General features: G+C 31.7%; 16 protein-coding genes and 1 pseudogene. All 17 read right to left on the bottom strand.

The window, feature by feature from the left end; genetic code table 11:
• The gene (locus GBO31_RS12780) at positions 1 to 654 is read right to left on the bottom strand and encodes a hypothetical protein (RefSeq protein WP_219008741.1); all 654 of its coding nucleotides are present in this window, start codon (positions 652 to 654) and stop codon (positions 1 to 3) included.
• A 76-nt stretch (positions 655 to 730) separates the two neighbouring features.
• Complete coding sequence (locus tag GBO31_RS12785) at positions 731 to 1,576, bottom strand: hypothetical protein (RefSeq protein ID WP_219008742.1); 846 nt, start codon at positions 1,574 to 1,576, stop codon at positions 731 to 733.
• Positions 1,577 to 1,776: 200 nt separating this feature from the next.
• Positions 1,777 to 2,274, bottom strand: a complete 498-nt coding sequence (locus GBO31_RS12790) for a carboxypeptidase-like regulatory domain-containing protein (protein WP_219008743.1) — start codon at positions 2,272 to 2,274, stop codon at positions 1,777 to 1,779.
• Positions 2,275 to 2,456: 182 nt separating this feature from the next.
• Complete coding sequence (locus tag GBO31_RS12795; RefSeq protein ID WP_219008744.1) at positions 2,457 to 3,152, bottom strand: hypothetical protein; 696 nt, start codon at positions 3,150 to 3,152, stop codon at positions 2,457 to 2,459.
• Positions 3,153 to 3,396: 244 nt separating this feature from the next.
• Entirely contained in the window at positions 3,397 to 3,636 is a 240-nt protein-coding gene (locus GBO31_RS12800) for a hypothetical protein (protein ID WP_219008745.1), read from the bottom strand.
• Positions 3,637 to 3,654: 18 nt separating this feature from the next.
• Positions 3,655 to 4,008, bottom strand: a complete 354-nt coding sequence (locus tag GBO31_RS12805; RefSeq protein WP_219008746.1) for a hypothetical protein — start codon at positions 4,006 to 4,008, stop codon at positions 3,655 to 3,657.
• A gap of 76 nt (positions 4,009 to 4,084) precedes the next feature.
• Positions 4,085 to 4,537, bottom strand: coding sequence for a hypothetical protein (locus GBO31_RS12810; protein WP_219008747.1), 453 nt, complete (start codon positions 4,535 to 4,537; stop codon positions 4,085 to 4,087).
• 2 nt (positions 4,538 to 4,539) lie between these two features.
• The gene (locus GBO31_RS12815) at positions 4,540 to 5,016 is read right to left on the bottom strand and encodes a DUF4265 domain-containing protein (protein WP_219008748.1); all 477 of its coding nucleotides are present in this window, start codon (positions 5,014 to 5,016) and stop codon (positions 4,540 to 4,542) included.
• A 59-nt stretch (positions 5,017 to 5,075) separates the two neighbouring features.
• Positions 5,076 to 5,669 (bottom strand): hypothetical protein, encoded by a 594-nt coding sequence (locus tag GBO31_RS12820; protein WP_219008749.1) that lies wholly within the window; start codon positions 5,667 to 5,669, stop codon positions 5,076 to 5,078.
• 157 nt (positions 5,670 to 5,826) lie between these two features.
• Positions 5,827 to 6,666, bottom strand: a complete 840-nt coding sequence (locus tag GBO31_RS12825; RefSeq protein ID WP_219008750.1) for a hypothetical protein — start codon at positions 6,664 to 6,666, stop codon at positions 5,827 to 5,829.
• Between the two features lie 288 nt (positions 6,667 to 6,954).
• Positions 6,955 to 8,148, bottom strand: coding sequence for a hypothetical protein (locus tag GBO31_RS12830; RefSeq protein WP_219008751.1), 1,194 nt, complete (start codon positions 8,146 to 8,148; stop codon positions 6,955 to 6,957).
• A 26-nt stretch (positions 8,149 to 8,174) separates the two neighbouring features.
• Positions 8,175 to 8,633, bottom strand: coding sequence for a hypothetical protein (locus GBO31_RS12835; protein WP_219008752.1), 459 nt, complete (start codon positions 8,631 to 8,633; stop codon positions 8,175 to 8,177).
• A 204-nt stretch (positions 8,634 to 8,837) separates the two neighbouring features.
• Positions 8,838 to 9,038: a hypothetical protein gene (locus GBO31_RS12840; protein ID WP_219008753.1), complete on the bottom strand. Its 201-nt coding sequence runs from the start codon at positions 9,036 to 9,038 to the stop codon at positions 8,838 to 8,840.
• Between the two features lie 120 nt (positions 9,039 to 9,158).
• A complete protein-coding gene (locus GBO31_RS12845; RefSeq protein ID WP_219008754.1) occupies positions 9,159 to 10,874 on the bottom strand; it encodes a T9SS type A sorting domain-containing protein in 1,716 nt (571 codons plus the stop codon).
• Positions 10,875 to 11,078: 204 nt separating this feature from the next.
• A complete protein-coding gene (locus tag GBO31_RS12850) occupies positions 11,079 to 11,576 on the bottom strand; it encodes a hypothetical protein (RefSeq protein WP_219008755.1) in 498 nt (165 codons plus the stop codon).
• A 63-nt stretch (positions 11,577 to 11,639) separates the two neighbouring features.
• Positions 11,640 to 11,780 (bottom strand): annotated as a pseudogene (locus GBO31_RS12855) (tyrosine-type recombinase/integrase); the annotation flags it as partial.
• Between the two features lie 132 nt (positions 11,781 to 11,912).
• Positions 11,913 to 13,998 (bottom strand): ATP-dependent DNA helicase RecG (recG, locus tag GBO31_RS12860; protein WP_219008756.1); only part of this gene is annotated, 2,086 nt, incomplete at its 5' end.

Genomic DNA, 13,998 nt, shown 5'->3' on the forward strand with positions numbered 1-13,998 from the left:
TTATTTAATTTTTACTGATTCATATAGTTTGAGAAACTCATTGAAGTCAAAGTCAGGAAATAAATTAGGCATATCTTCTTTAAATCTTTCCATCGTATCAGTTCCATAATTATACTCTTTATTCAAGATTACTTGTTGCCAATATGCATATCCATAGGATTTGGTAAGCAATTTAAAATATCCCTCAAAGTCTACTTTTAAGGAATAAAAAGAAGCTCCAAAATCATGATAGTAAAGCTCATTTTTTGAATTATAATCACTGAAAAAACCTACACAAGCCTCATCAGTGAAGTAATCCAAAGGCCTAAAAACTCCATTCAGTTTAATTTTCTCATTTGATTTTCCATTGAAAGTGTAGTCGTAAGATTGATTTAGAGTTATGACAGTATCGTCAAAAAGATGTTTTAATTCAAGAATATTAATACGCCCAAAGATCTCTGGGTTTTCGTTGTTAGATTTGATCCATCCCCATAAAAAGCCATTTCTATACCTGTAAAAATTCATAATGGAAGAGGGGATTTTAGATTCAAATTCAGAAATTTGATCTTGGTCGGTTTTAGTCAGACTATTTCTATCTTTAACTGAGGTTTTTTTGTTTTTTGCTATACCAAGAACTATTGGTTTTATTAAAACTTCATAATCTGTGTTTTTCATTTGATTTCGATATTGCCTAACGTTTCTTGTATGTTGCGTTTGCCTGCCGAAGGCGACATATGCAATATACAAATTGTTATAGCCATTTTATTTTTTTTCGTAAACTGCTTAGTTTGACATTTACATTACATTTGTTATTCTTATAATCCGAATAAAAAGTGTCTTGGAAAAGAACTAGGTTATCCCAATTTGAAAAACTTTGATAATCTTTTGATGAATAATAGTATTTATCAACTTTCAATTTACCTATAATTTCAAACTCCGTTTCTGCTTTTTTGAAGTGTTGAGCGTAATACCAACTGATTTTTTCTTTAGGCACAAATTTTGTCAGAGTTTGTTGAGTCATTCCAAATAGAACCTTGGCTTTTTCAAAGTCTTTTAAAGTTGGTTTGTCAGTTTTTTTAATATCTGTCGTTACAATTAGGTTTAATCCATATTCTGTGTTTTTTTCAGATTCCAAAACGAATGCACCACAATAATCACCGTCAGATAATTTAAAAACAAGGCAATCTCCTTTTTCAAAAATAGCGTCCCTAAATACTTTTCTTTTCCTTTTTCTTGCGCTTTTTTTATCCTCAGAAATTTTTGTCAAAAAACTATCTAGAACTTTTTTTCTTTTAGTCAAATCAGATTTTGAAGAATCGAGTTCTTTCCATAACTCAATATCTTTTCCAGATTCAACTATTTCAATCACTTTTTTGTGTACTTCACTATCTAGGGCTTTGCATTCCCATTGGCATTTGGCAATTGTTATCCAAAAGTTGTTTTGATCTTCATAAGAATCAATTAGTTCTTTGTTTTCCTGAATAAGCTTTTTTGTAATTTCAGGAACGTCCATTCCTTCATTATAAAGCTCAAAAAACTCATAATTGATATCTTCATAAACATCATTTGATGAAATTCCCGTTCCCCAAGTTCCCATTAATTATTTCATTTTTATTGGCTATAACGTTTAATATATGTGTCGTAGCAGGGCAAAATGTAACCTTGCTTTTCGATTTTTCTTTCGCATTGGTTGCTAACTTTACCTTCTGCAAGCATTGCGCCTTACCAAAAATACAATAACCATTCGATTGATCACTTAGCTGCTATGATTACATATATGGTGTTGGCATTTCGTTTTTATTCAGTTTTGTTTTTGTACGAGCCATTCGAATTCCATAAATATTCGGTTACTCCATTTCCTTGTCCGATAATTGCCGAAAAATTTATGATCTCTCCTGTTGTAATTTTTATATTATGGACTTTTAAGTTGTTGTATCCAATAAATTGGACTTCTAAATCATATTCCGCCGCAGGAATTGTGAACTGATATTCACCTTTTAAATTAGAAGTAGTACCAATTAGAGAATCAGTTTTTAAATCTCTTACAAAGATATTAGTGTAGGCAAAATTTTCTGTAAGAGTGTCACTTCCATCAAAAGACTTCGCATAAATTTTTCCGGAAATACTTGCAGGAGTAGTATCCGCTATAGCAATTCTTTTTAGTTCAATTATTTTACTGTCAATTGTAATCGTATTTTCACCCAATTCAAGTCCACATACGCTATATGTTTTTTTCGCACATCCAATCAGATAAATAAGTACTACTAAGTTTAAAATTCCAATCTTGATTTTCATAATGAATGCCAACGTTTAATATATGTGTCGTAGCAGGGCAAAATGTTACCCTGTTTTTCGATTTTTCTGTGCATTGGTTGCTAACTTTAACATTCTGCAAGCATTGCACCTTCATAAATATATGACAACCGATTGATTGATCACTTAGCTGCTATGAACACATATATGTTGTTAGGCACTTTTTAATATTTTTTCTTTTCACTGATATTTAGGTCAGTCAATGAAATTAGATAATTACAGGCTTCATAAAAATACCCTTCCGTTGGAGACCAAACTGTTACTACTCTGTAGTTATTTGGGTCGACTCCTTCCATTATCCATTCAGAACCGTCAGTGCCGGTAAAACTTCTTCCTAATTTCATATTCCAAAAATCAGCTTTATTGATTAGATCTATAAAATCAATCCATTCCTTTTCACTAAGTATTTTTAGCATTGTACGTTCTAATTCTCCTGAATCATATCCACCCTTTCCACTAAGAACTTTCCAGTATAGAATGTATCGACTTCTCCACTTTTCGATTCGGAATGTCATAGGTTTGTCAAAAGTTCGAAGCCAAGTAAACCTGTAAATTTGTTTCTCTGTTTTTCTATTAAACAATAGAGGTTCCTTCATGGCATAAAGATATTCAGAGTACCATTCTGTCGGTAAATCGAAACGAAGTTCAGGGTTTAAAATAGAGGTGGAGTCAAACTTTTTACCGTTATTATTTTGTTCTGAGGCGACCAATTCTTTTGGAAAATAAGATTGGTGAGAATTTTTTGGGACATTTAAACTATCGACTTTTATACTTTGATCAATTAATCTGTCAATCGACTGGGAATATCCACTCAGGAATATTAAAGTAAAAAGTAAGACGATATAATTTGATTTTTTCATAACGACCAGTAATTATTGTTTTTTTAATTACGATCCAAAATTGTGCCTAACGTTCTGTGTATGGCTTGTTGCGGAATTTTCCGAAGGAAACATTCCGATAAGTCCCTAAGGTAGCAAATTTGCAATGAATTCCGTTTAAGGAATTCAGCCGCAATGAGCTATACATGTTGTTGTGAGTAGTTTTATTCTTTTTTTAAATAATTATTTAGGCATTTCGGGCAAATAGGGGACAGTTTATCAAACATCAATTCATATTTTTCAAATTCCGATTCCACGTCAATTTTGACTCTTTAATTCCTATTTCGTTTACCAAAGTTGGATCTACAATATAGCGTCCGTTAAAAAGTCCCTTTTTGTCGAATACTTCAATATTCAGAATCTCAGAATCAATGGATTCCTCCATTTTATTAATCTTCTCAGCGTGATATTCAGATATTAAACCAGCTTCATTTCCTCCGTGAATTTCGCATATTATGAACCCCATAATTAAGAACTTTTGTTTTTATGCTTTATCCGATTTATGTATATGAATAGGATATTCTACGTTTAGAAACTCAGTAGTTGATGGTTCTTTATCAACATCAGGATTAAATTTTTTCTCAATATTATTTAATTCATCTCTACTAAACTTGTGAAGTCCTATAGCTATTCGCTCTCCATTTATGGATTTTTCTATTACTTTTCTATCGGATAGCCTAATTATTAGATCTACTTTCGCATATAATGATCCACCTTTGGTTTGAATCATTACTTCTTCGTCTGTAGAAACCTCACCTGAAACAACTTTTCCTTGAAAGTTAAAACATCGACCCCAAATATAGAACGCGTCGTCTGATACAAATTCGAAATTATCCATTATTTATTTTAATTACTCACAACGGTTAGTGTAAAATGCGTTTTAATGCATTTTTACACATTGTTGTGCTTAGTTTTTATTCTTTTATTTCTGTATCAAGTTCAACCTCCGTGCTAAAATTGAATTCTTCATTTTCTGCTACTCCTTCGAATTCAAAATCAATTAAGAGACTACATTCAACTCTAAATCTGTTCTCGTCAATTTTATTAAATACCATCTTTTTTATGTCACAAGGATTATGAGCACTTCCAACATAAATTGAGACTTCAGTATCATCTTCTGCTGTTGAAGTTAATTCTAATTTATCCAATTTAATAGGATCTGTTAAATCTAATTTTAGCCACTCAAAAACGATTTCTGTATCTAAAGGCTGTGATTCATATTCCAATCCAGAGTCAAAAGGAATTAGCGGAATATAAAAACGATGAAAAAGTGTTCTTTTAAGTCCAATATTTTCGTTTTCGAACCAATAAATTTCACCCTTTCCATTTTTGGGTTTTGTTTTATGTTGTAGGTTAATCTTTTCCATACTTAATCTTCTTCTAGTAAATCGTCAAAACTTCCTTCAATTCTTGCTTCACAAGTCTCAAAACCAAGAATATTCTCTTTTTCTAATTCATCTAGTCTGTCAAATACATCTTGGTAATTCCCATTTGGTTGCATGTCAAGAGAAAAGAAAATTCCATTAGCTCTTTCATAGGAAATAGTTAATTCTTTCATTGAATCCAGTATAGTCTCTTGATTTTGTCGGTCTATACTTTTTTCAAAGAATACTCGAAAAGTTCGATGACCACTTAATTCCACAAGCTCCCTAATCTCAGGAATTAGTTCATCAGAATCAGAAGTTGCTTTAACTACATCGTGAAAATTTAATCCATATGCATAGAAAGGAACATTTTCTAGTCTAAACAAATCATTCCCAAGTGGAGTAGCCCAAAATGACTCTCCTCCAATCGCCCAATGATTTGGTAAGTCAATATGTATTTTCTCTAATCCTTCGTTATACATCTTTAATTAAGCACAACGTTTTATGTATGGTGACGTAGTAACCCGAAGGGTACTATGCACTATACATTTTGTTGTGTTTTCGTTTTGTTTTTATATTTCGCCCTCAATTCCAACAACTTATCCGTCAAGTGAATTTCGTCGTTATAGATTTTGTCAATCTCATTATCTAGATCACAGATTACTTTTAATCCTTTTTCGGACCAAATTATTCTAAAATTCTCTTCTTTCAGGTCCACAAATCCTTTCCATTCGTCACACCAGTCAACAAAGTTAGAAGCTACCCATTCAAGATTAAGTTGTCCAATTTTAGATTCAATTCTAGATTTTAGAGAATTTTTGAATTCAGAATTCTTATTAAAGTCTTGAGTTTCGTAAAAATACTTCAAGCTTATTTTTCTAAAACTTGTAACCCAGTTTAAATCGTTTTTTATTCCGTATTCTCGAATTTGACCAGGCCAACCTGTTGCCATTTTTTTTATACCGTATTGAGAAGATAGTAATTCACTTATCGATTTCGTTAGATTGCATTTTCCTTCCGTTCCGATTTCGTAACCGTGAATGAATGAAATTATGGAATCATCAGTAACTTTTCCAATATACATTCCAGTTCGAGTTATAAAATGCATTAAAGTATTTAAATCAGTTTCTCTCATTTGGTTTTAATGAAACACAACGGTCTCGGCTATGATTTCGTTGTGGAATCATCCGCAGGATTATTCCGCCTAAATCCAGCCGTTTGATTTATACTTTTATTTTGGTGTGGCGCAAAACCACAATGAATTATAACCATTGTTGTACGTAGTTTTTTTATCAATTAAAATTCAATTTATTGGTAAAGTCAAAATCGGTTGTCTCACTGTGCGATGAGTTAAAACCGCTCTTAAACTTCAATCCATTTTCTTTTACTTTTTCCATTTGATTGATGATTTCATTACTTGGTTTATATCCATCATTTATTGCAATGTTCAAAGCCGAATAGGAATAAATTCTGCCAACAGGATTTGTACCAAATAACAACTTTTCTAACACTTCGTATTTCTGTTGTTCTAAAAGCGTTTTTATAAATCCATTTGCTAAATGAGGATAATCATCATCAACTTGGTAAGCATCAAAATTATACTCCACTTCATTCAAGTTGTAATATGCGTTCAGTTCGTCAGTTGTGTATTTGTTTATGTCAATTTCTAATGTGAAATTTGGATACTTTCTTTTGTATTTAGTCAAATTCTTATTGTGAATTTTAAAGTATTCCATATCCGCTCCGCTACAAGTCAACGGAATAGTTATTTCTTTTAAATAAATGTTCTCAAATACATTTTCTTCAACCTCTGTATTTAATCGTGAGTAGATTATTAAATCATTGTAGGTGAGTAGTTTTAGATTGAAACTGGTATAACCACCATAAAAATCGTGAGAAATTAATTTTAAGTCATCAAGTAATTCAATCGTTTTACTTGAAGTATTTCCCTTTCCTGTTAATAATGATGGATAAATAGTTAAATATTCAGATATGACTGGTTTTAATTCCAGAATTGGGTTAACCATTTCTCGATAACGATTCAGGTCAGTTTGTACCCAATCTTGGTTTGGATTTGAGTTTTCCTTTTTAGGTCGGCAAGTATGACAATGTTCTAATTCTGCTTTATTCAATTCGTAAATTGTCTGTTCGTTGCACGAATTGAGAGTCAAAAATAATATTGTTAAAATCAGAATTTTCATTGTCTGGTCAAATTACGTACAACGTTCCGTATAAGAAACGTAGGGTTGTGATAAGAAATACGTTTCGTGTTGGTACTAAGCCAAATATAAATATTTTGCTTTTATCATTTTTTGTAAACGCCAAATTTTATATTTGGTGATTTTACAAACAAACACGGACTTTTTGTTTTGAACCCAAAAGCCCTATGTTTTCTTATACATTGTTACCATACGTATTAATTAATCGAGATAACCAATCTTTTTCCATTCCTTATACTTTTCGATGATATCCAATATAGAGGTTTCACTTAGGATGTCAGCTGTACGTCCCTCATATATTTTAAATGATCCAGTACCATCTCTACAAGTTCGAACTTTTTGATTACTCTCTCTTAGTTCACAAATGTATTGCCATTCGTCTGAACTCAGAGTTTCCTTTCTAAGCTTATCAAGTTTTTTTTTGAGATAACCTATTTCTTTGGGATTAGTTATAAGTTTTTGACTTGAAAAGTTGTTTGATTTTAAACTATCTAATTCTCGTGTTAATTTGGTTAATAATGGAACAATATCGTTGATAATAATTTGTTGCGACTTATAGTCTTGATACACCATTGCATCAATGGCATACATACTAATTTCTAGATTAGGATTTTTAATCAATGGCTTAAGTAAGTCAGCTCTATTTTCTTTTAATAATTGAATTACACCTCTTCTTCTTTTTGTAAAACCACCCATTGCAGAATATTCACAAATCCATCCATATTCATCTCTTGAATCAGCACCTATCAAGCCGTAATAAGCTTTTAAGATGTTTTTCGATTCATCGGTGTTTAATTTTAGCGAATCTTCTAAATTAGGTAGTAGATTATGAACATATTCTAGCCACACATTTTTATCAAAGTAGGAATTTCTAGTTTCTTTTGGCGAATTTGAAATTTGACTCGTGTATTCAAGAACTTTTCCTTTGTGACTAATTATTTCAAATTCAGCCGTATAGTGTAATTGGGTGTAGTTATACCTTTTTAATAAGTCATTTTTGTATTCTGGAGATTCTCGTGCAAAATGTCCTTCATTTTTACTGCAGAAATCTTTGATATAATTCCAGTTTAATGACTCTAATAGATCGGAAGTCATTATAGGTTTATCATTGTTGTTTTCAGATGGGAAATTTCCTAAACTAAAATTTTGAGCAAATAAAGCAGAACTGATTGCTATAAATAATGTTAGAAAAAGTTTTTTTTTCATATGTATGGTAACGTTTAATATATGTGTCGTAGCAGGGCAAAATGTTACCTTGCTTTTCGGTTTTTTCCTGTCCGCCTCAGGAGGATGCGCACTGGTTGCTTCCCGAAGCCTCGGGATTCTTTCTGCAAGCATTGCGTCTTCATAAATATAGAACAACCATTGGATTGATCGCTTTACTGCTATGAACATATATATCGTGTTAGCAATAGTTATTTTTAATTTTTCCTTCTTTCAAACTCTTCTTTGGAAACCCTTTCACCTTTCCAATAATAAACTTCACCTTCGTCTCCAAACCAAGCAATACCATGAGATTTACCATTGACTTTAGGAATTTTCCACATCAAAGTTTTTCCAGTATTATCATAAACAATAGATTCTCCATTAGGAAGTCCATTTTTGAAGTGTTTTTTACCAACTAAAATTCCGTCGTGTATTGATTTAGATTCTCCTTCGGCTTTTCCATTAATAAATTCCGTCAAAACATATCGAGTTGGAAATTTGTCATTTATTATTTTATATTTTCCATTTAGAAGAATATTATTAATTGAAACTGTCATAGAAGTTGTGTCGGTATTGATTTCATATTTAACTTCCGACATTTTTATTTCTGTAATTTCTTGCGAGAAACTACTTATCCAAAAGGAAAGTAAAATTACAGTTATAAATTTTTTCATAGAATTATTGCTAACGTTTTATATATGTGTCGTAGCAGCGCAAAATGTTACCCTGTTTTCGACAAAAACTGCGCATTGGTTGCTTCCCGAAGCTTCGGGATTCTTTCTGCAAGCATTGCCCCTTCATAAAAATACTATAACCAATTGATTCATCACCTAGCTGCTATGATCATATATATAGTGTTGTGGTTTTGTTTTTATTATTCAGTTTTGAGTATTTTTATTCCGAATAGGTTTTTTCCCAAACCCCCATACAAAATAAAAGAAAACTAGTGCGAAAATGATTATTTCAGAAATTTTTAGTCCGTCACCAAAAACATAGGAAACTCCAACATAAATAGCCATCAAAATGGCTACAGTTCGTAAAGTCCAATTATTTCTTAAAATTCCGACTATTTTTTTCATTTCGTCAAATTTATTTAAATCAACTTGATACATTGCTTTTAATGAGCCACAACGTTTAATATATGTGTCGCTATGTCCCGCTAGGGCATTATGACTTCATACATTTGTGTTAGTGATAGTTTATTCTTTTATTATTTTTTTTATACTTATAGTATTGTTTTTAGAAAAAAATTGACCAAAATAAACACCTTTTTTAAGATTACTTAAATCAATTTTGTTGTTATTACCTATTGATGAATAATTCATAACCAACTTTCCTTCAGTGGAATATATTTTAATGTTGTTTATTTCATTTTTTGTACTAAAGTTCAATTCATTCTTAACAGGATTGGGGTAAGTACTTAAGTATGTTAAACGATAATGATCTTGAATTGATAAAATATTTTGTAAATCAATTTTTGAAACCAGTACGTCACTATTATTATTTCCACTATTATTGTTTATTGTTCCGTTAAATATGTAAATAGGATTTTCTTGAAATGATGCAGTTATATATAGACTGTTGTTATCATCTAATAAAATTGGGCCTGGATTATCCTTAGATTTTTCCGCATATTGATTTGATAATTCTCCAGAAAAGCTAACTATATAGTTAGAATCTAAAGTTTGTTTGTCAACTTTGAATAGCAGTAAATTTTCTTCGTAAAAAAATTCATCATATTGAGATATTTGATGAGTTGGCTCATATAAACCATTATTAAATTCAATAGGTCGGTTGAAACTTGTAAATACAATTAATTCATTATCATTAAAATCAGTCATTAAGCCTTTATTCATTAGAGTTGTGCTAACAGTACCTGATACCTGCCAAATTGGATTAATAGTGCAGGTTGTATAACTTTTATATTTTAAGAAATTTCCATTAGTAGCATTAAATTCCAATAAGTTTGAACTAAAACCTTGATTAGTAGATAAATCACTACAAGTAGATTCTGGAATTGTATAATCTGGATGGATTATAGATAGCCTATTATAACCCCATAAATAAATTTTTCCATTTTGAGAATAATAAATATTTGAGGGATAGATTAATTGGGATGAATTTTCTTCTTTACTAATTTCCTTTTTCCATTCTATATCAAGATTACTATTAACTTTCGTAATATGTGTATATCTTGTTGTACAAGAATGGAAATCCGAACCTCCTGTTAAGTATATGTTTTCATTGTTATCTATTGTTACTGATGTAACATAATCTGGATAATCTTCTCCGAAATTTTTAGCATCGACTAAATTTCCATCAATATTAAATTTAGCAACATAGAAATCTTCACCAGTCCTATATATCCAAGAAAAACAATCCCAGTACTGCTGACTATTTAAAGTTATTTCATCTTTAATATTAATTTCACCATAGAATTGCCCTAATATATAGAGAAAATCATTTTTATATAATATATTAGCTCCAGATGACTGTCCACCTATTTTTATATTCCATTCTACATTTCCTTGACTATTAATTTTAAGTAAGGAAATTCCATTGTAAATATTAATTCCATTAACGGTTGTGAAACCACCATATTCGCCAGGACGGGATAATAAGGTGTAAATATTATCATTCATATCTACAGCGCTAGCTACAAAACCATAATTATCAAAATCATCAAAAAAATCGAATTTCCATATTTCATTGCCTTCAGAATCATATCGGTACAATCCCTTGGTTTCATATCCATTAGCGGTTGTTGTTATTAAAACACCATCGGAAGTTTTATCTATATCAATTGGGTAGTCATTAGTCCATTGTCCAATATTTATTCCCCATTCAAAGGATTGAGAAAAAGTTAATCCTACACTAAGAAGATTTAAGGTAATAAAAAGTATTGTTTTTTTCATTTATTTTGGTTCTATTATCACTAACGTTTAATATATGTATCGTAGCAGCGCAAAATGTTACCCTGTTTTTGGATAAATCTGCACATTGGTTGCTTCCCGAAGTATCGGGATTCCATTCTGCAAGCATTGCGCCTTACCAAAAATACAATAACCATTGGATTGATCACTTTGTGCTATGGCATATATATCGTGTTATCAGCTTTTTTAATTTTGAGCCCAACTTTCACGTCCGTAAATACCTGGACTTGCGTGATCTCCAGTTTCAAATTCGTAAGAAACATAATTCACTCCATCTAATTCGGTAAAAGAGAATGTAGTTGAAATTAAAAATTGTTCAGCTCCAGTTGTACCCATTTGCTGTGTCAGAATTTTACTATTTGGAATTTTCAAGAAGATTGTATCGTTAATTCTTTGAACATATTTAACTTGAACTTTAGGCCAATTTAGATTTATAATGTTTGTTATTTTTTGAATGGAGAGCGTGTCGGGATTAAATTCTCTTACTTTATTGATTTTAAAATCACTTATCTCTTTATCGAACTGATATTCCCATAAGGCTTCTTCAGAGTTGTAAATATTAGTATTCTCTTGATTTTTTTCTTCAGCTGTAATTTTTTCAGATGTCTTGATCCAGTCTTTTTTCTCGTTCGTGTTTTTACAACTTAAGATTAAGAACAGTAAAAATATAGGATATTTTTTCATATTTAATTGTTGCAGGTAACCGTATGTATATATGCATTGGTACATATATATACATTATGTTTTCTACAAATCTAGGGGATTTTTGATCATTCTAAAACTGTTAGTAGCTACATGCGTATAAATTTCATTGGTTTTGCTGGAACTATGACCTAATAAACTTTGAATATATTGAAGATCAGTACCGTTTTCTAACAAATGTGTGGCAAGAATATATGAATCGTTAACACTCGCGTTAGGGATAGCAATGGCATCCTATTTTTAATGGTAATAAACCATTAAAAATAGATATAATGGATAGCCTGGTCGCCTATGCGCCATAGCGGAGGCGGAAACGCCCTAACTAATATAATTCCAAATATTTTTATGTTTAGCCAACTGTTGGTACGTAAATAGAAGTACTTTGTTTTTTTCCATAGCTAAAGAAGGGTCTTCTTTTAAAACTTTCATGGCGTAGTGTCTCGCAGTTTTGAGTACGTCATTATCTCTTACAATATCAGCTATCTTAAGTGCCAAAACTCCGCTTTGTTGGGTGCCCATAATATCTCCAGGACCTCTTAATTTTAGATCTACTTCCGCAATATCAAATCCATCATTAGTGCGTACCATTGTTTCTAGTCTGGTTTTACTATCTGAAGATAGTTTATGACTAGTCATGAGGATACAAAAGCTTTGTTCAGCGCCGCGACCTACACGACCTCTTAGCTGATGCAGTTGAGACAGTCCAAAACGTTCAGCACTTTCAATAATCATAACGCTGGCATTAGGCACATTAACACCTACTTCTATAACCGTTGTAGCAACCATAATATTGGTTTCACCTTTTACAAAACGCTCCATTTCATAATCCTTATCCGCAGGTTTCATTTTACCATGTACAATAGATATCTGATAATCAGGAGCAGGGAAGGAGCGAGCGATACTTTCATATCCATCCATTAAATCTTTATAGTCCAAAGCTTCTGACTCTTGAATCAAAGGATATACAATATAGATTTGCCTTCCTTTTTGAATTTCATCTGCGATAAACTTAAAAACTTTGAGACGATTACTATCATATCGATGTACCGTTTTGATCGATTTTCTTCCTGGTGGTAATTCGTCAATTACCGAAATATCTAAATCACCATATAAACTCATTGCTAAAGTTCTTGGAATAGGCGTAGCGGTCATTACCAATATGTGTGGTGGATAGATATTTTTATGCCAAAGTTTAGAACGTTGCGCCACACCAAAACGATGTTGTTCATCTATAATTGCCAACCCTAAGTTTTTGAATTTCACCTTATCTTCCAAAATAGCATGAGTACCAACGAGAATATGTAGGGAACCTTCTTCGAGTTCTTGATGAATTTCTCTCCGCTCTTTAGCCTTAGAACTTCCCATTAATAATTTTACATTGATATCAAGATCTTTGGTAAGTTCTGTGATTCCTTGATAGTGTTGATTGGCTAAAATAGCAGTTGGAGCCATCAAACATGCCTGGAAACCATTATCAATTGCCAATAACATGGTCATAAGGGCTACAATGGTTTTTCCGGATCCAACATCTCCTTGAAGCAAACGATTCATCTGCGCACTACTGCCGATATCTTTTCGTATTTCTTTAATTACCCGTTTTTGGGCATTCGTAAGTTCGAATGGAAGATGATTGTTATAAAAATTAGTGAAATGATCACCTACTTCAGGAAAAGGGAATCCTTTGATTTTTTGTTTACGGATTAGTTTTTTGGTTATTAACTGCAGCTGAATGTAAAATAACTCTTCAAATTTTAGTCGATATTGTGCTTTAGCGAGTAGTTCTTGATTTTTGGGGAAATGAATATTCAAAATAGCTTCATTCTTTGGAATCAATTTTAATTCGCTTCTAATTTCTTCGGAAAGCGTGTCATAAAATTTGGCTTGGGTATCCAGAAATAACTGTTGCATCATTTTACTGATCACCCGATTAGTAATTCCTCTATTAGATAATTTTTCGGTAGAAGGATATACCGGTTGCATCATTATTTTTAGATTCTTTTGATGCTCGGATAAGAGTTCCATTTCTGGATGTGGCATACTGAAACCATTGTAATATTTTGTTTTTCCAAAAATGACATAAGGAGTATTGAGTTTTAGATTTTCTTGGATCCATTTATGACCTCTAAACCATACCAATTCCATTTCTCCAGTATCATCCATAAATTTAGCCACTAATCGTTTCCCACGTTTTTGCGCTACTGTTTTAATATGAATAATCTTACCAACGATTTGAACTTCTGCAGATGTTCGCTGCAATTCATTGATTTTGTAATAATTCGTTTTGTCAATATATCTATTCGGAAAGAAGTTTACCAAATCTTGATAGGTATGAATCCCTAATTCAGTACGCAGCAAATCTGCTCTTGAAGGTCCCACACCTTTTAAGTAATCGATAGGAGTTTGT

Source organism: Aquimarina litoralis (assembly GCF_019295435.1).
GTDB lineage: Bacteria > Bacteroidota > Bacteroidia > Flavobacteriales > Flavobacteriaceae > Aquimarina > Aquimarina litoralis_A.

Excerpts from the sequence above, each read along its gene's own strand:
- GBO31_RS12800 (WP_219008745.1), bottom strand. The coding sequence starts at position 3,636 with ATGGGGTTCATAATATGCGAAATTCACGGAGGAAATGAAGCTGGTTTA.
- GBO31_RS12790 (WP_219008743.1), bottom strand. The coding sequence starts at position 2,274 with ATGAAAATCAAGATTGGAATTTTAAACTTAGTAGTACTTATTTATCTG.
- GBO31_RS12785 (WP_219008742.1), bottom strand. The coding sequence starts at position 1,576 with ATGGGAACTTGGGGAACGGGAATTTCATCAAATGATGTTTATGAAGAT.
- GBO31_RS12795 (WP_219008744.1), bottom strand. The coding sequence starts at position 3,152 with ATGAAAAAATCAAATTATATCGTCTTACTTTTTACTTTAATATTCCTG.
- GBO31_RS12840 (WP_219008753.1), bottom strand. The coding sequence starts at position 9,038 with ATGAAAAAAATAGTCGGAATTTTAAGAAATAATTGGACTTTACGAACT.
- GBO31_RS12805 (WP_219008746.1), bottom strand. The coding sequence starts at position 4,008 with ATGGATAATTTCGAATTTGTATCAGACGACGCGTTCTATATTTGGGGT.
- GBO31_RS12850 (WP_219008755.1), bottom strand. The coding sequence starts at position 11,576 with ATGAAAAAATATCCTATATTTTTACTGTTCTTAATCTTAAGTTGTAAA.
- GBO31_RS12780 (WP_219008741.1), bottom strand. The coding sequence starts at position 654 with ATGAAAAACACAGATTATGAAGTTTTAATAAAACCAATAGTTCTTGGT.
- GBO31_RS12845 (WP_219008754.1), bottom strand. The coding sequence starts at position 10,874 with ATGAAAAAAACAATACTTTTTATTACCTTAAATCTTCTTAGTGTAGGA.
- GBO31_RS12810 (WP_219008747.1), bottom strand. The coding sequence starts at position 4,537 with ATGGAAAAGATTAACCTACAACATAAAACAAAACCCAAAAATGGAAAG.
- GBO31_RS12820 (WP_219008749.1), bottom strand. The coding sequence starts at position 5,669 with ATGAGAGAAACTGATTTAAATACTTTAATGCATTTTATAACTCGAACT.
- GBO31_RS12830 (WP_219008751.1), bottom strand. The coding sequence starts at position 8,148 with ATGTTCATAGCAGTAAAGCGATCAATCCAATGGTTGTTCTATATTTAT.
- GBO31_RS12815 (WP_219008748.1), bottom strand. The coding sequence starts at position 5,016 with ATGTATAACGAAGGATTAGAGAAAATACATATTGACTTACCAAATCAT.
- GBO31_RS12835 (WP_219008752.1), bottom strand. The coding sequence starts at position 8,633 with ATGAAAAAATTTATAACTGTAATTTTACTTTCCTTTTGGATAAGTAGT.